Source organism: Roseibium aggregatum (assembly GCF_014692675.1).
Taxonomy (GTDB): domain Bacteria; phylum Pseudomonadota; class Alphaproteobacteria; order Rhizobiales; family Stappiaceae; genus Roseibium; species Roseibium aggregatum_C.
The window spans coordinates 231,756-250,664 of the sequence record NZ_JABFCZ010000005.1 but is presented as its reverse complement, the minus strand read 5'-3'; the positions used below and the strand labels follow the sequence as shown (position 1 = coordinate 250,664).

At 60.5% G+C, this 18,909-nt stretch carries 22 protein-coding genes; 16 read left to right on the top strand and 6 right to left on the bottom strand.

The window, feature by feature from the left end; genetic code table 11:
• Positions 1-17: 17 nt before the first annotated feature.
• The 7 genes from HK439_RS27070 to HK439_RS05965 all read left to right on the top strand — a co-directional run bounded on the left by HK439_RS27070 (position 18) and on the right by HK439_RS05965 (position 5,659).
• Positions 18-131 (top strand): 2-oxo acid dehydrogenase subunit E2, encoded by a 114-nt coding sequence (locus HK439_RS27070; protein WP_235987830.1) that lies wholly within the window; start codon positions 18-20, stop codon positions 129-131.
• Between the two features lie 39 nt (positions 132-170).
• A complete protein-coding gene (locus tag HK439_RS05990; RefSeq protein ID WP_190290469.1) occupies positions 171-650 on the top strand; it encodes a (2Fe-2S)-binding protein in 480 nt (159 codons plus the stop codon).
• On the top strand, positions 647-2,749 hold the full coding sequence (locus tag HK439_RS05985; protein ID WP_190290468.1) for a xanthine dehydrogenase family protein molybdopterin-binding subunit: 2,103 nt from the start codon (positions 647-649) through the stop codon (positions 2,747-2,749). The genes HK439_RS05990 and HK439_RS05985 overlap by 4 nt, the downstream gene beginning before the upstream one ends.
• 106 nt (positions 2,750-2,855) lie before the next feature.
• Entirely contained in the window at positions 2,856-3,320 is a 465-nt protein-coding gene (locus HK439_RS05980) for a DUF3624 family protein (RefSeq protein ID WP_190290467.1), read from the top strand.
• A gap of 189 nt (positions 3,321-3,509) precedes the next feature.
• A complete protein-coding gene (locus HK439_RS05975; RefSeq protein WP_190290466.1) occupies positions 3,510-3,890 on the top strand; it encodes a carboxymuconolactone decarboxylase family protein in 381 nt (126 codons plus the stop codon).
• Between the two features lie 162 nt (positions 3,891-4,052).
• On the top strand, positions 4,053-4,856 hold the full coding sequence (locus tag HK439_RS05970; RefSeq protein ID WP_190290465.1) for a TatD family hydrolase: 804 nt from the start codon (positions 4,053-4,055) through the stop codon (positions 4,854-4,856).
• Positions 4,853-5,659 carry an MBL fold metallo-hydrolase gene (locus HK439_RS05965; RefSeq protein ID WP_190290464.1) on the top strand — a complete coding sequence of 269 codons (807 nt, stop codon included), beginning with the start codon at positions 4,853-4,855 and terminating at the stop codon, positions 5,657-5,659. The genes HK439_RS05970 and HK439_RS05965 overlap by 4 nt, the downstream gene beginning before the upstream one ends.
• A 20-nt stretch (positions 5,660-5,679) precedes the next feature.
• On the opposite strand, the gene HK439_RS05960 is transcribed toward HK439_RS05965, so the two are convergent.
• Entirely contained in the window at positions 5,680-6,333 is a 654-nt protein-coding gene (locus HK439_RS05960; protein ID WP_209011585.1) for a TetR/AcrR family transcriptional regulator, read from the bottom strand.
• Positions 6,334-6,585: 252 nt separating this feature from the next.
• On the opposite strand from HK439_RS05960, the gene HK439_RS05955 reads away from it, so the two are divergent.
• The 3 genes from HK439_RS05955 to HK439_RS05945 are packed head-to-tail and all read left to right on the top strand — an operon-like array spanning position 6,586 to position 9,993.
• Complete coding sequence (locus HK439_RS05955; RefSeq protein ID WP_209011584.1) at positions 6,586-7,779, top strand: HlyD family efflux transporter periplasmic adaptor subunit; 1,194 nt, start codon at positions 6,586-6,588, stop codon at positions 7,777-7,779.
• A 13-nt stretch (positions 7,780-7,792) separates the two neighbouring features.
• Positions 7,793-9,361: a DHA2 family efflux MFS transporter permease subunit gene (locus HK439_RS05950; RefSeq protein WP_190290490.1), complete on the top strand. Its 1,569-nt coding sequence runs from the start codon at positions 7,793-7,795 to the stop codon at positions 9,359-9,361.
• Between the two features lie 32 nt (positions 9,362-9,393).
• Positions 9,394-9,993: a regulatory protein RecX gene (locus tag HK439_RS05945; RefSeq protein WP_190290462.1), complete on the top strand. Its 600-nt coding sequence runs from the start codon at positions 9,394-9,396 to the stop codon at positions 9,991-9,993.
• Positions 9,994-9,997: 4 nt separating this feature from the next.
• Here HK439_RS05945 and HK439_RS05940 read toward each other — a convergent pair whose 3' ends face one another.
• On the bottom strand, positions 9,998-10,591 hold the full coding sequence (locus HK439_RS05940; RefSeq protein WP_190290461.1) for an NADPH-dependent FMN reductase: 594 nt from the start codon (positions 10,589-10,591) through the stop codon (positions 9,998-10,000).
• Between the two features lie 63 nt (positions 10,592-10,654).
• Here HK439_RS05940 and HK439_RS05935 point away from each other — a divergent pair, with 63 nt between their 5' ends.
• Both HK439_RS05935 and HK439_RS05930 read left to right on the top strand, forming a co-directional pair.
• Positions 10,655-11,044, top strand: a complete 390-nt coding sequence (locus tag HK439_RS05935) for a winged helix-turn-helix transcriptional regulator (RefSeq protein ID WP_190290460.1) — start codon at positions 10,655-10,657, stop codon at positions 11,042-11,044.
• A gap of 211 nt (positions 11,045-11,255) precedes the next feature.
• Entirely contained in the window at positions 11,256-12,281 is a 1,026-nt protein-coding gene (locus HK439_RS05930) for a patatin-like phospholipase family protein (protein ID WP_190290459.1), read from the top strand.
• Between the two features lie 27 nt (positions 12,282-12,308).
• Here HK439_RS05930 and HK439_RS05925 read toward each other — a convergent pair whose 3' ends face one another.
• Positions 12,309-12,845 (bottom strand): Crp/Fnr family transcriptional regulator, encoded by a 537-nt coding sequence (locus tag HK439_RS05925; protein ID WP_235987623.1) that lies wholly within the window; start codon positions 12,843-12,845, stop codon positions 12,309-12,311.
• Between the two features lie 74 nt (positions 12,846-12,919).
• Between HK439_RS05925 and HK439_RS05920 the strand changes: the two genes are divergently transcribed.
• Positions 12,920-13,519 (top strand): hypothetical protein, encoded by a 600-nt coding sequence (locus tag HK439_RS05920; RefSeq protein ID WP_190290457.1) that lies wholly within the window; start codon positions 12,920-12,922, stop codon positions 13,517-13,519.
• A 35-nt stretch (positions 13,520-13,554) separates the two neighbouring features.
• On the opposite strand, the gene arfB is transcribed toward HK439_RS05920, so the two are convergent.
• From arfB to HK439_RS05905, 3 genes are read right to left on the bottom strand one after another with little or no spacing between them, the layout of a single operon-like run.
• A complete protein-coding gene (gene arfB / locus HK439_RS05915; RefSeq protein WP_190290456.1) occupies positions 13,555-14,013 on the bottom strand; it encodes an alternative ribosome rescue aminoacyl-tRNA hydrolase ArfB in 459 nt (152 codons plus the stop codon).
• Positions 14,010-14,621, bottom strand: coding sequence for a TetR family transcriptional regulator C-terminal domain-containing protein (locus tag HK439_RS05910; RefSeq protein ID WP_328804112.1), 612 nt, complete (start codon positions 14,619-14,621; stop codon positions 14,010-14,012). Before HK439_RS05910 ends, arfB begins: the two co-directional genes overlap by 4 nt.
• Before the next feature lie 50 nt (positions 14,622-14,671).
• On the bottom strand, positions 14,672-15,319 hold the full coding sequence (locus tag HK439_RS05905) for a TetR/AcrR family transcriptional regulator (RefSeq protein WP_209011583.1): 648 nt from the start codon (positions 15,317-15,319) through the stop codon (positions 14,672-14,674).
• Positions 15,320-15,741: 422 nt separating this feature from the next.
• On the opposite strand from HK439_RS05905, the gene HK439_RS05900 reads away from it, so the two are divergent.
• From HK439_RS05900 to HK439_RS05890, 3 genes are read left to right on the top strand one after another with little or no spacing between them, the layout of a single operon-like run.
• Positions 15,742-17,085 (top strand): aspartate aminotransferase family protein, encoded by a 1,344-nt coding sequence (locus HK439_RS05900; RefSeq protein WP_190290453.1) that lies wholly within the window; start codon positions 15,742-15,744, stop codon positions 17,083-17,085.
• 21 nt (positions 17,086-17,106) lie between these two features.
• Positions 17,107-18,603 (top strand): CoA-acylating methylmalonate-semialdehyde dehydrogenase, encoded by a 1,497-nt coding sequence (locus HK439_RS05895; protein ID WP_190290452.1) that lies wholly within the window; start codon positions 17,107-17,109, stop codon positions 18,601-18,603.
• Between the two features lie 12 nt (positions 18,604-18,615).
• Positions 18,616-18,909 carry a cupin domain-containing protein gene (locus HK439_RS05890; RefSeq protein ID WP_190290451.1) on the top strand — a complete coding sequence of 98 codons (294 nt, stop codon included), beginning with the start codon at positions 18,616-18,618 and terminating at the stop codon, positions 18,907-18,909.

Genomic DNA, 18,909 nt, shown 5'->3' with positions numbered 1-18,909 from the left:
CCTTCCAGCCGAAACCCATGGTGCCGCTCGATCTCTCCTACGATCACCGCGTCATCAACGGAGCCGATGCAGCACGGTTCCTGGCTACATATGCAAGCCTCATCAGCGAGCCGAAAAGGATGATGCTTTAGCCGTTTTTTCAATCAATCAGGTCGCCGGGAGGAACAGGGGTGACTGACACAGACGTCACGTTTCGCGTGAACGGAGAGGACAGGACGGTCCGGACAGGGGCTGATATTCCGCTTCTCTATGCCTTGCGCGAGGAACTGGGGCTCAAGGGGACCCGGTTCGGTTGCGGCGATGCAGCCTGCGGGGCCTGCACTGTCATTGTGGATGGCGCGGCCGTGACTTCCTGCGATCTGCCCGTATCGGCTGTGGCCGGCAAGGCGGTCGAGACAGTCGAAAGCCTCGACACCGACCCGGCACATCCGCTGATCGACGCCGCGATCGATCATCAGGCGGCCCAATGCGGTTATTGCCTGCCGGGAATCCTCATGGCGGCCAAGGCCTTGCTTGAGCGCAACAGCCGACCGGAGCGGTCGGAGATCATCGCCGCGCTCGACGGCAACCTTTGCCGTTGCGGCACCCACACACGGATCCTTCGGGCGGTGGAGCAGGCGGCGGCAGTGATGGCGGAGACCTGCGAATGATTGCGCCCAAACCTCCGGTGCCCCTGACGGCTGCCCCCCTGATCAGCAACTGGATCCGGGTTTCGCCGGAGGGCGAGATAACGGTGCTTTCCGGGCGGGTTGAACTCGGACAGGGAAACGCGTCCGCGATCTGCCGGATGGCAGCGGATGAACTCGGTTGCGTGCCTGAGGCACTTGCTTTTGAAGCGGGACAAACGGGCCTGACGCCGAATGAAGGCTTCACGGCGGGAAGCATGTCCGTTTCCGGCGGAGGCCAGGCGGTCAGATGGGCGGCTTCGGCGTTTCGGAATCTCTTGCTTAAAGCAGCTTCGGATAGGCTTGGCTGTGAGACTGCGGATCTGTGTCTTGCGGATGGGGTCATCCTCAGGGACGGCGAGCCGACAGACTTAGAATTCGGTACTCTGGCCGGGGATGTGGATCTTGATCGGCCGGTTACCGAATGGGCTGCTCCGCTGGCGGCCGAAACAGCCCATAGCGCGGATACGCTTCGCCTCGATCTGAAGGAGCGGCTGGTTGGCTCCCCCTTCGTTCATGACATGGAACGGCCGGGCATGCTCCATGGCAAGCCGGTACACCCGCCGTCCATGTCCGCTGAACTTCAGGACCTCGATCTGGAGGCGCTGAGAGCCCGGCCCGGTGTGGTGGCTGTGGTTCGCGACGGCAGTTTTGTCGGCATTGTCGCTGAAACGGAAGTAGACGCCATCTCCGCTGCCCGTTGGGCTCGGGGGCAGGCCAGATGGGTCGACCGGGCGCAGGTGCCGAATGACGCGATCCAGGCGATCGGAGCGTCGAGAGAACCGGCCGATATTGTCGTGCAAACCGGGACGGTCGACGAACCGGCGGGACGATGGTTCGAAACCACGGTGTCGCGACCGTATCTGCATCACGGATCCATCGGACCGTCGGCTGCGGTCGCGCAATGGCAGGAGGACGACCTATCGGTCTGGTGCCACAGTCAGGGGGTCTATCAGCTGCGGACAGCCCTCGGCATGGTGTTCAAGATACCGGAAGAGGGGATCACCGTGATCCATCGTCCGGGATCCGGATGCTACGGCCACAACGGGGCTGACGATGCGGCGCTCGATGCGGCCCTGATGGCGCGTGCGGTGCCCGGGCGGCCGGTCAAGGTGGTCTGGAGCCGACGGGACGAATTCCAGGCTGCACCCATGGGGCCGGGCATGGTGACTCGTTGCGCGGCTACTGTCGATGACGACGGCAAGATCAGCTCCATGCGCCTTGAGGTGAATTCCGCCCCCCATGCCAACCGACCCAGCGTCAACGGGACCCCGAATTTGCGGGCCGCAGCCTATCTGGAAAGGCCGATGCCGCCGGCGCCGTCAACGGATATTCCGATTGCCCGCGGTGGTGGCGCGGATCGAAACGCGGTCCCGCTTTACGCCATTCCGAATGTGGAGGTCTCAAAGCGGATCGTCCATGCGCTGCCTTACCGGTCGTCATCCCTGCGAAGCCTCGGCGCCTACACCAATGTCTATGCCATTGAGACGTTGATGGACGAGATTGCCCTGGAGCTCGGCATCGACCCCATCGTCTTTCGCCTTGCACATTTGCATGACGAGCGGGCCAAGTCCGTGATCGAGGCCGTCGATGACTTCGCCGGTTCCTGGCGACGGGAACCGCGCGGACAGGGGATCGGCTGGGGCCTGGGGTTTGCGCGTTACAAGAATACGGCCGGCTATTGCGCCGTCATGGCCCGTGTCGAGGTCGATCAGGAAATCCGCGTCACCGACATTTTTGCGACCGCCGATATCGGCGAGGTCATCAGCCGCGACGGTGCCCTTAACCAGATAGAAGGCGGGATCATTCAGTCCATGAGCTGGACGTTGAAGGAAGCCGCCAGGCTGGAAGGCGGCCAGGCCGCCGCCGAAAACTGGCTCGACTATCCGATCCTGAAATTCTCCGAAGTTCCGGAGGTTGCTGTTCGTCTTCTGGAACGGCCCGATCAGCCGCCGCTCGGCTGTGGGGAGATTTCGCAAGGACCGACCGCCGCCGCACTGGGCAACGCGCTTCGATCAGCCCTCGGCGTTACCGTGCAGGACCTGCCCCTGACACGGGACCGGGTGATGCAGGCGCTGTTTTAATCAGAGGCTAACCAGCTCGTCTGCTAACTGCGGGTGTGAACCGCTGTTTGTGGTAATCTGAATGCGGTGGCGGCAGCCGCCACCCTCGAGCCAACAGGAGGGCATCATGCATCAGACGTCTCCTAAACAGTCTTCGTTCATTCTGCGGAATCTCGGTCATTGCGACCGCTGCATGAAAAAGGCGCTCATTTCTGCCCTGTGCGCCTGGGGTGTCTTTGTGCTGGCGTTGTCGGCCGGCAGTGATCCTGCCATCTCCCTGACAACAGCATTGATTGCGGCCGGGCTGAGCTTCCTGTGGCTGGCCCATATGACCGGCTACGCCTTCCGGGCGACACGGTCATTGAAGGCGACGCCGATCGACCCGGCAGGCAGGCGCCGGACACTTGGTCTGATGGCCAGGGCCGCCGGGATCGGTGTTCTGGCGTCCGTGCCGGTAATGTTGCTGCCGAGCGCAGCGGCTGCATTCTGCGGGCAGTGCACGAAGAATGCCGACTGCGGCGTAGGCTGGAGCTGCAAGAATACCGCGCCGGTCAATTCAGGCACCGTTTGCAACGAGTGCGTGAAAGACTGACAGCGGCGAAGCGGCCGTAACCTGATCCGCGGGCGCTTGAAAGGCCCGACACCCCTCCGCAGACGCACAATCGGGTGCGTCCGCGGTTGGAGTTCCTTGTCGTGAAATAACCGGCACTCGCACCCGAATCCGACTAACCTGACACCATGGCCGCCAACCGGCGTGACGTATGGTAAAAGGGGAGGGATTATGAATCAGGATCTTTTCGAAAAAGGACTGGCAAAGCGCAGGGCAACGCTCGGCGCCGACTATGTCGACAAGGCGTTTGAAAACGCCGGCGATTTCAACCTTCCGTTCCAGGAGGCGATGACCGCCTGGTGCTGGGGATTCGGCTGGGGCGACGAGACCATCGATGCAAAGACCCGGTCCATGATGAACCTCGCCATGATCGGCGCGCTCGGCAAGATGCATGAATGGGAAACCCATTGCCGCGGTGCGCTCAACAATGGGGTTTCGAAAGAGGAAATCCGGGCGATCGTTCACGTGATCGGAATTTATTGCGGCGTTCCGCAGGCCATGGAGTGTTTCCGGGTGGCCCGCAAGGTGCTTGAGGAAAACGGTCTGCTTTAGAGCGATTGGGTGGGATGAATTGCGCCGGGTGCGTTACGCTGGGGCCTTGTGTTCAAGGGCGGCTCTTGATGTGTTTGCATCGCAACCTACTTGCGTCTTGAGCTGCATGCGGCTACCGAAGCAGGCGGTTCATACGTCCTCACAACCCACAAGCCCGTATTCATGATTGTCGACAGCCACTGCCACCTTGATTTTCCCGATTTCGACGGCGAACGGGACGAACTGATCGCCCGCGCCCACGAGGCGGGCGTCGATCTGATGGTGACGATCTGCACCCGGATCCGGAAATTCGATCAGGTCCGGGCCGTCGCAGAAGCCTATGACAATGTCTATTGCTCGGTCGGCACCCACCCGCACAACGCCGGCGAAGAACGGGGGATACCGGTCGAGGAGATCATTGCACTCACCGATCACCCCAAGGTGGTTGCGGTCGGCGAAACGGGGCTCGACTACTTCTACGACAAGGCGCCGCGCGACGCGCAGGCTGAAGGGCTTCGCGTCCATATCGAAGCGGCGCGCAAGACCGGCCTGCCGCTCGTCATTCATTCCCGCGACGCCGATGACGACATGGCGGCAATCCTGCGCGAGGAAATGGGGAAGGGGGCCTTCCCGGCCCTTCTGCACTGCTTTTCTTCCGGACGGGAGCTTGCCCTGACCGGGATCGAACTTGGACTTTACGTGTCCTTTTCCGGGATCCTGACCTTCAAGCGTTCCGAAGACCTGCGGGAAATTGCCAGGGAGTTGCCGGCCGACCGGCTGCTGGTCGAGACCGACGCGCCTTACCTTGCGCCGCAGCCCAAGAGGGGCAAGCGCAATGAACCGGCCTATACCGCGATGACCGCTGCGGTTCTCGCCGAAACCCGGGGCGTTTCCTTCGAGGAAATGGCGGCGCAGACGACCGAGAATTTCTTCCGGCTGTTTTCGAAAGTGCCCAAACCGGCAAGTCTGCAGGTGAGCGCCGGATGAGCAGCAAACTGATGGTCACCATCCTCGGCTGCGGATCTTCAGGCGGCGTCCCCCGGATCGGCAATGACTGGGGGGCATGCGACCCGAATGAACCGAAAAACCGGCGCAGGCGCTGTTCCATCCTGGTCGAACAGGTTGACGAGAATGGCAAGACTTCCGTTCTGATCGACACGGGCCCCGACCTTCGTCAGCAGCTGTTGGATGCCGATGTACAGCATCTGGATGCGGTTCTCTATACCCACCCGCATGCGGATCATCTGCACGGGATCGACGATCTGCGCGCGCTGACGATCCGGCATCGCCAGCGCATGCCGGTCTATATGGATGCCCATACCTATCAAAGGGCGCTCACCGCCTTCGACTATTGCTTCCGGACGCCGCACGGGTCCTCTTATCCCCCGATCCTTGAGCGGCACGAACTCGTGGCCGACAAGGAATGCGTAATCGGCGGGGCAGGCGGTCCGATCCGGTTTCTGCCCCTGGAAGTCGAACACGGGGAAATCAAGTCGCTCGGCCTGAGGGTCGGCGGGATCGCCTATCTTCCAGATGTGTCGGATATCATGGAAAAGTCCCATGCGGGCTTTTCCGATCTGGATGTCTTTATCGTGGATTCACTGCGCCGCACGCCGCATCCGAGCCATTTCTCGCTGGATGATGCCCTGGCGTGGATCGATTATCTGAAGCCGAAGAAAGCCGTTCTGACGAACCTGCACAATGACATGGATTACGCCACCTTGTGCGGGGAACTGCCGAACCACATCGTTCCAGCCTATGACGGCATGCGGATTGAGGCCAAGGCCTGAAATCCTGAAACGAGACCCGCTCAGGGTTTTGACTTGTCCGTTCCGTAAGCTGCCAGGAACATCCGCACCGCGGATTCAACGTTCGCATTGACTTCATCCTGATCCGGCAACTGGCCAGGGTGGAACATGGCTCTTTTTCCGATCCGCGAGCTGCACAGATCCATGAACTGGCAGGCGGCCAGCTCCGTGTCGGGGCAGGTCAGTTCGCCGCTTTCGACGTATTTTTCCAGAAAGCGGCTGAAGGTTTCCATGCCCTTCTTCGGGCCGGCGTCATAAAGCAGGACACCGAATTCGGGAAATTTCTCGATCGCTCCGATGACCATGCGGATCGTCGACAGCCTCTCGGCATTGAACATCTGTTCGATGAAAACACGGCCGATCTTGGTCAGGGAATCGTGCAAATTGCCTTCGCCGGCGGCGCAGTCGAGAAGAGCCTCCGCCTGTTTCATCCGGTCTTTCAGGATCAGTTCGCGGAACAGGGCTTCCTTGCCGGGAAAATAGACGTAGAGCGTTCCCTTGGATACGCCGGCCGTCCTGGCGATCTGGTCCATGGAGGCGCCGTCATAGCCGTGGGACAGGAATACCTCGCGTGCACCGTTCAGGATCTGCCGGCATTTGGCCGTATCCGGGCGGGGAGTGGTCTTTTCGTCCAGGGTTTCGTCAAGTTGGGTCACGTCACGGCGGTCCATTCGTTGGGTGTATGACAGCGCGGAAACAGGTTCGCCAAGTCTACCGTCTCAAATTGCCGGAATAAAGCGAAGCCGAAGCAGTGCCGCGCCACCTGTCGTTCAAGCCTCCAAAAAATTTTGGTTCAGCCGATTGCGCCGCACAATTCAATTGCGTATATAGTATTGACCGAACCGTTCAGTCAATATTTTTTCGAAGGGCTGACTATCGTTCGGAAATGACGAAAAAGGTATTTATCTGTGAGCACAGAGACACAAGATGCCGAGGCACCCGCTGCGGCGGCAGAGCCTGCGACGTCCAGCAATGCCGTAAAGCCCGCTGATGCCAAGACGGCCGCCCCCGTCCCGGCGAAGCCGAAGAAGAAGGCAAGGCGCAGGGTTATCCTGCTGGTGCTTCTTGCTGCCGCGCTCTCCGGGGGCGCCTATGAGGGGCACGCATGGTGGACCCACGGCCGGTTCATTGAAACCACCGACGATGCCTATGTGAATGCCGATATCACGGTCATTCTGTCCAAGGTGTCGGGCTATGTCTCTTCGGTAGAGCGGGATGACAACGCCTATGTGAAAGCAGGGGATGTCCTGTTCCGCATCGACGATGGCGACTACCGCCTGGCCGTCGAGGCCGCCCGCAACAGCCTGGCGTCCGCCAAGGCGACGGTCGACCGGATTTCGGACCAGATCAAGGCCGGCGAGGTCTCCATCAGCGAAGCGCAGGCAGGCCTGCTTGCGGCACAAGCCGCCAAGGAAGATACCGATCTGACCTATGAGCGCCGGTCCAAGCTGACGGTCAACAATGTCGTCAGCCAGGCGAGCCTCGATTCCGCGCGTACGGCGCAGAAAAGTGCAGATGCGAACGTTCAGAAGGCTGCGGCCGCCATCGATCTGGCGAAAGCCAATGTCGAGGTCCTGAAGAGCCAGAAGCAGGAAGCGGTTCAGGCCGTCAAGGCGGCCGAGACCGCGCTGGAAAAGGCCAAGAGGGACCTTGGGTTTACGATCGTGAGAGCGCCGGTCGACGGTATCCTTGGGAACCGTGCCGCACAGGTCGGGTCGTTCCTGCAGGCCGGCAGCCGCGTTGCCGCGATTGTGCCGATCAGCGAAGCCCATGTGGATGCCAACTTCAAGGAAACCCAGCTCGGCAAGATTTATCCGGGCGCGGAAGTATCCATGTCCGTGGACGCCTATCCGGGTCAGGTCCTGACCGGCCGGGTGAAAAGCATTTCACCGGCGACAGGCTCGGTCTTCAGCCTGCTGCCGTCCGAAAACGCGACAGGAAACTTCACCAAGGTCGTTCAACGGGTTCCGGTGAAGATCGAAGTCGATCCGGATGATGCGAGGACACACCCCTTGCGCGCGGGAATGTCCGTGATTGTCGAAGTCGACACGCGCACCGGGTCCCCCGCATCTGACGGTGCCGAATTGGCGCTTCGGCAGTAAGGGCCGCCCCGACATGGCAAGCGCCTCTTCCCAAGACTATCCGGTTCAGGTCATCACCGGGCGCAGGCTGTTCACCTTCCTGTGCATGGTTTTCGGCATGTTCATGGCCATTCTGGATATTCAGATCGTGTCTGCGTCCCTGCCGGAAATCCAGGCGGGGCTGAGCGCATCCCAGGACGATATTGCCTGGGTCCAGACGGCCTATCTGATTGCGGAAGTGATCATGATACCGCTTTCCGGATATCTGTCGCGGATGCTCTCGACACGCTGGATGTTTGCCATGTCGGCGGCGGGCTTTACCCTCATGAGCATGATGTGCGCCACCGCGTCGACGATCGAGGAAATGATCGTCTGGCGCGCGCTGCAGGGCTTCATCGGCGGTGGGATGATCCCGACGGTTTTCGCCTCGGCCTACACGATCTTCCCGCGCGAGAAATTCAGCGTTGTTTCGCCCATTATCGGCCTTGTGGCGACGCTTGCGCCGACGGTCGGCCCCACGCTCGGCGGATATCTGACGGAACTCGCCTCCTGGCACTGGTTGTTCCTGATCAATGTCATACCCGGCATCTTCGTCACCATTGCCGCTATCTCGCTGATCGATTTCGATAAGCCGGACTGGTCCCTGTTTGAACATTTCGACTGGATCGGCTTTGCCGCCATGGCCGTCTTTCTGGGGTCGCTGGAATTCGTTCTGGAGGAGGGGTCCGGCGAGGACTGGTTCCAGAGCGAAAAAATTCTTCTGTTCAGCCTGGCGGCACTCATCGGCGCCACGGTGTTTTTCTGGCGGGTTTTCACGGTGCGGGAACCGGTGGTCGATCTCAGGGCCTTTTCCAACCGGAACTTCACCATCGGCTGCATTTTCAGCTTCACGATGGGGATCGGCCTATACGGACTGACCTATCTCTATCCGGTCTATCTCAGTGCGGTACGCGACTACAGTTCGCTGCAGATCGGCGAGACCATGTTCGTTTCCGGTGCGGCAATGTTCCTGACGGCCCCGCTTGCCGGACGGATGATGCGCATGATGGATCCGCGGGTGATGATGGCGATCGGCTTCACCGGTTTCGGCCTCGGCACCTGGATGGTGAGCGGGCTGACCCATGACTGGGACTACTGGGAGCTGTTTCTGCCGCAGATCCTGCGCGGTTGCTCCTTGATGATCTGCATGGTGCCGATCAACAACATCGCCCTCGGCGTCCTGCCGCCGGCCATGATCAAGAATGCCTCGGGCCTGTTCAATCTGACCCGGAACCTGGGCGGCGCGGTCGGCCTCGCGATCATCGGCACGATGCTGACAAGCCGGCAGGACTTCCATTACGCCCGCCTGGCGGAAAGCATCAACTGGTCCCGACCGGTGGTCAATGAAACCATGGCCATGATGAGCCATGCCTATTCCGCGCTCGGTAACCTGGCCGACACCGCCGGCCTGAAGGCCGTGTCGGGCATGGTGACCCGTGAGGCGATCGTCATGTCGTTCGCCGATGTCTTCCTGCTCCTGACGACCCTGTTCATCGGACTGGTCCTGGCTCTTGTGCTGGTCGAAAAGCCCGCTGCAGCCGGCGGCGGTGGTGGCGGCCACTAGCGAATCCGGCCGGTCGTTTGTAGGCTGGGCGGATGGTGGAACAGGCTAAGCCAACAGACGAAACCGACGGCCGGAGCGGCCGGCGGGACCGTGGCGCCCAAAGAAAATACAGGCTGCCGACGGAAGACCGTCTGACAAGAGCGGCAATCCACTATCTGGACCGCTATTCATCGTCTCTTGAAAACCTGCGCAAAGTCCTGACCCGAAAGGTCAAACGGGCGGCGACGGCCAATGGCAGAGCGCCCGAGGAATTTCGCGAGATTGTCGACCAGGTCGTGGAAAAATGCCGGCGCGCCGGAATGGTCGACGACAGGACTTATGCGGAAACCAAACTGGCAGGACTGCGCCGCCGTGGCCGCTCCAAACGGCAGATCGAGGCGACGCTTGCCTCCAAGGGTGTCGATCGCGATCTGATCGCAACCGTAGTCGACCAGGACAACACATCGGATCTGGAAGCCGCTCAAACCTATGCGCGCCGGCGGAAGCTTGGTCCCTGGCGGACCCGCGGTCAGCGCGAGGAGCGCCGCGAGAAGGACATGGCGGCCCTGTGCCGGGCCGGTTATTCCTACGACATCGCGCGGAAGGTGATCGATGCTGCGGACGACGGGGAGGCGACATCCGCAGCCGTTTGAGGCCTCAGGCTGCCTGGTTGGCCTTATCCGCCACCGGGGTACGGATGCCCTTCAGAGCGCCGGCCCATTTGCCGAGTTCCGCCAGCATGTCCGCGGCGCCCTTTTCGTGCAACTCGTTGGCATCGAAGCCGCTTTCGCCCAGGAATTCCGTGAAACCGGGAACCGTCACCGCTTCCGGGAGCGGAACAAGCTTCAGGGCGCTCATCATCGGTTTGAGCGACTGCACCGCGCGCAATCCGCCCGATACGCCGCCGTAAGACACGAAACCGGCCGGCTTGTAGTTCCACTCCTTCGAGAGATAGGTCAGAGCGTTGATCAGCGATGCCGGTGCCGTGTGATCATATTCGGGTGTCACGAACACATAGGCATCCGCCTTGTCGATCGTTTCGCTCCAGCGCTTGGTATGGTCATGCTCGTATTTCTGCATGACCGGATGGTGCGGCTCGTCGAAAACAGGCAAATCGAATTCGGAAAGATCTACAACATCTATCTCGAAATCACTGTTATTGCTTGCATATTTAGCAAACCAGCGTCCGATTTCAGGGCCTTTGCGGCCCGGTCGGGTGCTGGCGAGGATGACTTGCAGATGTAGGGCCATGGCTTTTCGCTCCTTTTGGTATAAAACGGATACTTAGGAACAATTAATTACCGGAATGCTGCAATGCAAGAAGGCACAGAACTGGATCTTGGGCACATGCATGTGACCGGTGGCTGCAAGCGGATTACGCCGATCCTGGCCCGTATCGGTGACAAATGGACATTGCTGATCGTCAGCATCCTGGCTAACGGTCCGATGCGCTTCAGCGAGCTGAAACGCCGGATCAACGGCATTTCGCAAAGAATGCTGACTTTCTCGCTGCGCGGTCTGGAACGGAACGGACTGGTGTCGCGGACGGTTTATCCGTCGGTTCCGCCGCATGTGGAGTACGAGTTGACCGAGCTGGGCCGGTCGCTGCTCGAGCCGATCCGTCATCTGATGACGTGGGTCGGCGAGAACATCGATTGCGTCGAGGCTGCGCAGCAGGCGTATGATGCGAGCAACGGCGAATGACGGTGCGATCTGCCGAGATCCGTCTGAAAGGGCGTGCGGTATCCCGCAGAAACCTGCGCTAAAGTGCCTATCTCAATAAGTTCCATAATATATATTATGCGAATTAGACTGATGCAAAGGCAGGCGTTCCCTTCTTCCCGATAGACGGCGGAAATACGGCGGTATACCCTTCCGGCTTTGAAGGGTTTTGGTCAGACCGCATCGGATTTTCATGGCTCCCCGAAAGCAACCCGCCAAACGGATCAATCTCGCTCTTCAAGGTGGCGGCGCCCATGGCGCCTTTACCTGGGGCGTGCTCGACTGGATGCTCCAGGACGAACGGTTCGTCATCGATGGCATCTCGGGCACGTCAGCGGGCGCCATGAACGCGGTCGTGTTGGCTGCCGGAATGGAAGCCGGTGGTGAAGACGGCGCCCGCGCCTATCTGGAGACCTTCTGGCGCGAGGTTAGCCGGCAATCCTTTCTGAGCCCGATCAAGCGTTCGCCGATCGATATTGCCCTTGGCCAGTGGAGCCTGGATTTCTCGCCGAGCTTCCTGGCCTTCGATCTACTGTCGCGCTTTGCCTCTCCCTATGAATTCAATCCGCTGAACATCAATCCGCTGCGCGACGTCGTCGACAAGGTCGTCGACTTCGACCGGGTTCACCATTGTTCCGCGCTGAAGCTGTTCGTCGCGGCCACGAATGTGCATACCGGCAAGATCCGTGTCTTCCGGGAAAAGGATGTCACCCTGGACGCGGTCATGGCCTCAGCCTGCCTGCCGCATATATTCCAGGCTGTGGAGATCGATGGCGAGCCCTATTGGGATGGCGGCTATATGGGTAATCCGCCGCTTTATCCGTTGTTCTACCACACGGATACGCCGGACGTGGTCCTCATCCAGATCAACCCGGTGCACCGGCGCGAGACGCCGAAAACGGCCCGCGAGATCCTGAACCGTTTGAACGAAATCACCTTCAATTCCACCCTGTTGAGAGAGCTGCGGGCCATCGACTTCGTCAGCCGGTTGATCGAGGACGGCAAACTATCTCCGGACGAGTATATGAAAGTGCACCTTCACCGCATCACGGCCGACGCGCTCAAGCCGCTTCAGGCTTCGTCAAAGGTCAATGCCGAATGGGCGTTCCTGACGGAACTCAAGGAGATCGGCCGGAATGCCGCGCGGGAATGGATGGACCAGCATTATGATGACATCGGCAAACGGACAACTGCCGACCTCGCAGAGGACTATTCCTGAAAATTTCAAATCGTTGCCAAGGGCGACTCAGGACCGGGCACGCTGTTTTCCTATTTCGCGATAGAGCGCTTCCGGGCTGACGCCGATCTGGCGGGCGAGCTGGACCCACTCGCCTTTCGCCGGCAAATCGCCGTGCCATGCCAGCCAGGCTTGGAGCCGTTCCCGAACCGTTTTCAGCGACAGGATCTCGTTCTGCAGCCGCATGACCTGGACTTCGCGCGCGAGCCTCGCGGCCCAGGTTTCCGCAAAATCAGGGGCGTGCCGAAAATGCGTAAGAAAGGCGTCTCTCGACACGATTTCGACGATGGCTTCAATCCGGGTCACCGCGTCGCAATGATAGCTGGCGGCAAACAAGGACGCCTCGGCAACCACATCACCGGGCATTGCCCGTTGCAGGACAATCATGGCCCCTGCTTCCTGGTGCCGGACCAGTTGGACCTCTCCTTCGACGACACGAAACAGGCTCTGGACCGGATCGCCTCTATGGAACAGGTACCCGCCCGGTTCGAACCGCCGTTTCTGGCTGGCGAGGCCTCCGAAGAGATCGTTTTCGACGAATGACATGATCGCTATCATGTTGGATGCGGGTTTGTTCTGGCAAGATAAATCGACAAGACAGACAACACCGGAGTGCTTCAATGATCCGATACGCCCTCGCCGCAACCCTGCTTATTGCACCGGTGACGACACAAGCCGCGCAGATGGAGACCGGCGGCCATATGGGCCACGATCACCAGATGCAGCACAACGCCGGGACCGGGATGCAAGCTACCGGCATGCAAACTCAGCAAACGCCCACTGAACCCGGCCAGGGCGCCTTCGCCGCGATCCAGGAAATCGTGAACCTGCTCGCCGCCGATCCGGAAACGGACTGGTCGAAGGTCAATATTCCGGCTTTGCGCGCGCACCTGATCGACATGAACAACGTGACCCTTCATGCCAAGGCCGAGGCCACGCCCGTCGACAACGGTTACCGGTTCACGGTCACCGGATCCGGAGAGGTCAAGGAGTCGATCCGGCGCATGGTCAAGGCGCATGCGGCGACGATGAACGGGGTCGCCGGGTTCAGCTATACCGCCGAAGACAGTGTTGATGGCGCGGTTCTAACCGTGACAGTGGCGGATCCGGCCGACCTGACGAAATTGCATGCGCTCGGCTTTATCGGCGTCATGACCCTGGGCGCGCATCATCAGGCCCATCATCTGGCGATCGCCGAGGGCATGTCGCCCCATCATTAAGTCAGATTTGGCTCGTCGCAGGGGCAGCGGTCGTCTCAATCGATTGCGGCGCCCCTGCCCCGCATTTTCTTGACGGCGCCGCGTTTCTTTTTGGTGTCGAGACGCCGTTTCTTGGACGCCAGCGTAGGTCTGGTGGCCTTGCGGGGTTTCGGCTTTTCAAAGGCCTTGCGCAGCAGTTCCAAGAGCCGGTTCAGCGCATCCTCGCGGTTGCGCTCGCGGGTCCGGAACCGGTCCGCCTGAAGCACGATTTCACCGCCCTGGGTCAGGCGGCTGCCGGCCAGCGCGGCTGCCCGCGTCTTGACATCCTCCGGCAGGGTCGTGTTGCCGTCCAGATCGAAGCGCAACTGAACCGCGGTCGAGACCTTGTTGACGTTCTGACCGCCCGGGCCGGACGCCCGAATGAAATCCTCGTGCAGGTCGTCAGGCAGGATATAGAAACGCCCGGTGACGGGGATGCGTTGCTTCTCGCCCGGGTCCTGCTCACGGTCGCTCATGACGTCGTCTGCTTCCTCGGCCACTCAAGCCCGAGCCCGTTCAGGATCAGGCTGCAGACAGCGTTTTCCGCTTCCTCGAAAAATGCAGGGTCTTCCAGTCCGGTTCCTGTCAGGGCGCGGATCTGGCTGTCGAAATCCGCATAGTGCTGGGTGGTCGCCCAGATCGTGAAAATCAGGTGCACGGGCACGATCTTGCGGATCTTGCCGGCCTCGATCCACTGCTCGATGACCTTGGATTTTTCGGTGACGAGGTTTTTCAGGTCCTTTTCCAGAACGTCCCTGATCTGGGGTGCTCCTTGCATCACCTCATTCGCAAAAAGTCTCGATGCTTCAGGACGTTCTGCTGACATTCTCATCTTTTGTCTAATGTAGGCGGCCAATTCACTTGCGGGATCGCCCTCCGGATCCAGCGTCCGGAGCGGGGCCAGCCAAACGTCGAGAATATGCTCCAAGACTGCTTCATAAACATCTGATTTTGATGAGAAATAATAAAGCAGGTTTGATTTCGACATGCCGGCTGCAGCGGAGATCTTGTCGATGGTGGCGCCGGAATAGCCGAACCGGGAAAATTCTCCCAGGGCCGCTTCGATGATCCGGCTCCGGTTCATTTCCTGGATACGGCTGAGACGAACCGGCTTTTCGGATTTGCGTCGCTTGTTCATGCCCCTGCCCCCTTGCCGCCCGGATGTATTCCGACCCCGGCTAGAATAATGCCGACGACTGTCTTCTTCGCCGTTTCAAACTGTTCGTCGCTCAAGGGCTTTCCTGCATTCAATGTTTCGATCTGGTGGTTGAAATCGGCGTAGTGCTGGGTCGTCGCCCAGATCATGTAGAGCAGCGTTCGCGGATCGACCGGCGCCATCCTCCCTTCCCGTATCCAGCGCTCGATGACGGCGATCCGGCTTTCGGTCCATTCGTCCAGCGTGGTTTCGAGGTAGTCCTGGATCACCGGCGCCTTGTGCAGGATTTCATTGGCCCAGACCTTGGAACCCATCGGATGGCGCCGGGAGATATCCATCTTGGCGTTGATGTAACTGGTCAGGGCCACTTCCGGATCGTCGCAATCGTCAAAGGTGTTGGCCGCATCCAGCCAGATCTGGAAAATGTTTTCCACTACCTGGCGGTAGAGCGATTCCTTTGTGGGAAAATAATAGTGCAGATTGGCCTTCGGGATCCCTGCCCGGTCCGCGATCTGCCCCGTGGTCGCTCCCTTGAACCCATGCTCGGCAAACACGGCTTCGGCCGCCTCGAGAATGAGGCGTTCGTTTTCGGCGCGGGCCGCGGTTCGGCTGGTCGGTTTCTGCAAGGGCTTCACGTGATCACAAATTCATCATGCCGATTGAATTCTCATCTTGACCGATTGGTCAAGTCTTCATAACGTTGATTTGACCGTTTGGTCAGGTTTGTGTTTCTTCCACTTCCGTAGCAACGGGGGGCGGGAACGGCAAGACTGGCTGATTTGCGGATCTGAAACAACAAGCCGGAAAAACCGGTCTATCGGGTGATTTCAAGAGTTACCCGGTCCAGAGACAACCGTATCCCCGGAGCAGCGGAGACAAACCGTCCGGAGATGCAAAAAACGGGAACGGCCCGGGTGGATTTCCCGCATGGCTGATGCGAACGTGCTTATTGATCCGACGCGTTCCTCAGGTGCGTGCCGGTGATTTACCCGGTGCCCATGGCGCCAGCAACGTCGCCGTCCAGGAACAAGGACGGCAAGGAGGACACATGTCGAATTCGGCATCCACCGCAGCCCCGGTATCGGGCACAAACAATCTCGAAGCCTTCTGGATGCCGTTCACGGCAAACCGGCAGTTCAAGAAGAACCCGCGCATGTTCGTCGGGGCCAAGGACATGCACTACACCACCGGCGACGGCCGGCAGGTGCTGGATGGAACCGCCGGCCTTTGGTGCTGCAATGCGGGTCACGGCCGTCCGAAGATCGTGGAAGCCGTCCAGAACCAGGTGGCCGAACTGGACTACGCGCCGGCGTTCCAGATGGGCCATCCGAAGGCCTTCGAACTGGCGGCCCGGCTGGCGGCTCTGATGCCGGCGCCGCTCGACCATGTCTTCTTCACCAATTCCGGTTCCGAAAGCGTCGACACGGCGCTGAAGATCGCGCTTGCCTACCAGCGCGCCATCGGCCAGGGAACACGCACCCGGCTGATCGGCCGTGAGCGCGGCTATCACGGTGTCGGTTTCGGCGGTATTTCCGTCGGCGGCATCGTCGCCAACCGGCGCACCTTCGGCACCATGCTCACCGGCGTCGACCATCTGCCCCATACCCATGACATCTCCCGCAACGCCTTCACCCGCGGCGAGCCGGAGCATGGCGCGGAATATGCCGAGGAACTGATCCGGATCATCCAGCTCCACGACCCCTCTACTATCGCGGCCGTGATCGTCGAGCCTGTTGCCGGCTCCACCGGCGTATTGATCCCGCCCAAGGGCTATCTGAAGCGCCTGCGTGACATCTGCGACCAGCACGGCATCCTGCTGATCTTCGATGAGGTCATCACCGGCTTCGGCCGACTGGGGTCTCCGTTCGCCACCGACTTCTTCGGCGTCACCCCGGATCTGGTCACCACCGCCAAGGGCATCACCTCCGGCGTGATCCCGATGGGTGCGGTCTTCTGTTCCTCCGACATCTACCAGGCGTTCATGACCGGGCCGGAACACATGATCGAGCTGTTCCACGGCTATACCTACTCGGCCCATCCGATCGCCTGTGCCGCTGCTCTTGCGACGCTGGATACTTACGAAGAGGAAGGCCTGCTCACCCGCGCGGCGGAACTCTCCCAGTACTGGGAAGACGCCCTGCACTCGCTCAAGGACTGCCCGCATGTGATCGATATCCGCAATCTCGGTCTGATCGGCGCGATCGAGCTTGAGCCGATCGCGGGTGAGCCCACCAAGCGCGCCTTCTCCGCATTCCTCAAGGCCTATGAGGACGGTCTGATGATCCGTACCACCGGCGATATCATCGCGCTGTCTCCGCCGCTGATCATTTCGAAGGACCAGATCGACGAACTGTTCTCGATCCTGCGCTCTGTCCTCAACGCCATCGACTAAACGCACAAGAAAGACAACAAAATGGAACGCATCAACAATGCCATCGGCGGCAGGGAGGTCGCCTCCAACTCCGGACGCGTGGCTGCCGTCTACAATCCGGCAACCGGCGAACAGTCCGCGGAACTGGGCCTTTCCAGTGCCGCCGAGGTGGCAGAGGCCATCGCGGTCGCCAAGGCAGCGTTCCCGGAGTGGCGGGACACCCCGCCGCTCAAGCGTGCGCGCATGATGTTCAAGTTCAAGGAACTTCTGACGGCCAATGCGGACAGGATCGCCAGGGCGATCTCCAAGGAACACGGCAAGACCCACGACGATGCGCTCGGTGAAGTGGCGCGCGGCATCGAGGTGGTGGAATATGCCTGCGGCATCCCTTCCCTGCTCAAGGGCGAATTCGCCCGCAACGTGGGACCGGCCATCGACAGCTATTCAGACCGCCAGCCGCTCGGCGTGGTCGCCGGCATCACGCCGTTCAATTTCCCGGCCATGGTGCCGCTGTGGATGTATCCGATCTCGGTCGCCTGCGGGAACACGTTCATCCTGAAGCCGTCGGAGCGTGATCCCTCCGCCGTGATGGTGGTCTATGAACTCTTCAAGGAAGCGGGCTTTCCGGACGGCGTGCTGAACGTGGTCCATGGCGACAAGGAAGCCGTCGATGTGCTCCTGACCCATCCGGACGTGAAGGCCGTCTCTTTCGTCGGTTCCACGCCGATTGCCGAATACGTCTATTCGACCGGGACCGCCCACGGCAAAAGGGTCCAGGCGCTCGGCGGCGCCAAGAACCACATGATCGTCATGCCGGACGCCGACATGGACCAGGCCGCCGACGCGCTGATGGGTGCCGGCTACGGCTCCGCTGGCGAGCGCTGCATGGCGGTTTCCGTCGCCGTGCCGATCGGCGAAAAGACCGCCGACAAGCTGGTCGAAAAGCTGATCCCCCGGGTCCAGGCCCTGAAGATCGGCCCGGCCACCGACAGCGATGCGGAAATGGGTCCGGTCGTGACCGAGCAGCACAAGCGCAAGGTACTGGGTTACATCGACCAGGGGGAAAAGGAAGGAGCAGAGCTTCTCGTCGACGGCCGCGGCTTTTCCCTCCAGGGCTACGAGAACGGTTATTTCGTCGGCGGCACGCTGTTCGACCGGGTCACGAAGGACATGACCATCTACAAGGAAGAGATCTTCGGTCCCGTGCTCTCGGTCGTCCGGGCCTCCGGTTACGAGGAGGCGCTTTCCCTGATCAACGACCACGAATACGGCAACGGCACGGCGATCTTCACTCGCGACGGCGACGCGGCGCGTGCCTTCGCCGACCGGATCGAGGTCGGCATGGTCGGCATCAACGTGCCGATCCCGGTTCCGGTCGCTTACTTTTCCTTCGGCGGCTGGAAACGGTCGCTGTTCGGCGATCATTCGATCTACGGTCCGGAAGGCGTGCGTTTCAACACGCGGCTGAAGACCGTGACCACCCGCTGGCCCGCGGGCATCAAGGAAGGCGCGGTCTACACCTTCCCGAGCATGGACTGACAAGGAACGATCATGACGCGACCGCAGGCAACGTCTGAACTTCTTCTTGAAGACGAAAGCGTCCGGGTGACCAGGTTCGATTTCGCCCCCGGTGCGGAGACCGGATGGCACAAGCATCAGATGGACTACGTCATCACCGCGGTGACGGACTGTCCCATGCTTCTGGAAGAACCGGGCGGCAGCCGGGAATCCATGGTGCCTGCGGGCATGGCCTACAAGCGCGCGATCGGCGTCGAACACAATGTCATCAACAACGGGGACAAGCCGATGTCCTTCGTGGAAATCGAACTCAAGCAGGAGACGTGA

Bases quoted from the DNA above. Each gene is read 5' to 3' on its own strand.
- HK439_RS27070 (WP_235987830.1), top strand. From the start codon at position 18: ATGGTGCCGCTCGATCTCTCCTACGATCACCGCGTCATCAACGGAGCC.
- HK439_RS05985 (WP_190290468.1), top strand. From the start codon at position 647: ATGATTGCGCCCAAACCTCCGGTGCCCCTGACGGCTGCCCCCCTGATC.
- HK439_RS05980 (WP_190290467.1), top strand. From the start codon at position 2,856: ATGCATCAGACGTCTCCTAAACAGTCTTCGTTCATTCTGCGGAATCTC.
- HK439_RS05975 (WP_190290466.1), top strand. From the start codon at position 3,510: ATGAATCAGGATCTTTTCGAAAAAGGACTGGCAAAGCGCAGGGCAACG.
- HK439_RS05970 (WP_190290465.1), top strand. From the start codon at position 4,053: ATGATTGTCGACAGCCACTGCCACCTTGATTTTCCCGATTTCGACGGC.
- HK439_RS05965 (WP_190290464.1), top strand. From the start codon at position 4,853: ATGAGCAGCAAACTGATGGTCACCATCCTCGGCTGCGGATCTTCAGGC.
- HK439_RS05950 (WP_190290490.1), top strand. From the start codon at position 7,793: ATGGCAAGCGCCTCTTCCCAAGACTATCCGGTTCAGGTCATCACCGGG.
- HK439_RS05945 (WP_190290462.1), top strand. From the start codon at position 9,394: ATGGTGGAACAGGCTAAGCCAACAGACGAAACCGACGGCCGGAGCGGC.
- HK439_RS05940 (WP_190290461.1), bottom strand. From the start codon at position 10,591: ATGGCCCTACATCTGCAAGTCATCCTCGCCAGCACCCGACCGGGCCGC.
- HK439_RS05935 (WP_190290460.1), top strand. From the start codon at position 10,655: ATGCAAGAAGGCACAGAACTGGATCTTGGGCACATGCATGTGACCGGT.
- HK439_RS05930 (WP_190290459.1), top strand. From the start codon at position 11,256: ATGGCTCCCCGAAAGCAACCCGCCAAACGGATCAATCTCGCTCTTCAA.
- HK439_RS05925 (WP_235987623.1), bottom strand. From the start codon at position 12,845: ATGTCATTCGTCGAAAACGATCTCTTCGGAGGCCTCGCCAGCCAGAAA.
- HK439_RS05920 (WP_190290457.1), top strand. From the start codon at position 12,920: ATGATCCGATACGCCCTCGCCGCAACCCTGCTTATTGCACCGGTGACG.
- arfB (WP_190290456.1), bottom strand. From the start codon at position 14,013: ATGAGCGACCGTGAGCAGGACCCGGGCGAGAAGCAACGCATCCCCGTC.
- HK439_RS05910 (WP_328804112.1), bottom strand. From the start codon at position 14,621: ATGAACCGGAGCCGGATCATCGAAGCGGCCCTGGGAGAATTTTCCCGG.
- HK439_RS05900 (WP_190290453.1), top strand. From the start codon at position 15,742: ATGTCGAATTCGGCATCCACCGCAGCCCCGGTATCGGGCACAAACAAT.
- HK439_RS05895 (WP_190290452.1), top strand. From the start codon at position 17,107: ATGGAACGCATCAACAATGCCATCGGCGGCAGGGAGGTCGCCTCCAAC.
- HK439_RS05890 (WP_190290451.1), top strand. From the start codon at position 18,616: ATGACGCGACCGCAGGCAACGTCTGAACTTCTTCTTGAAGACGAAAGC.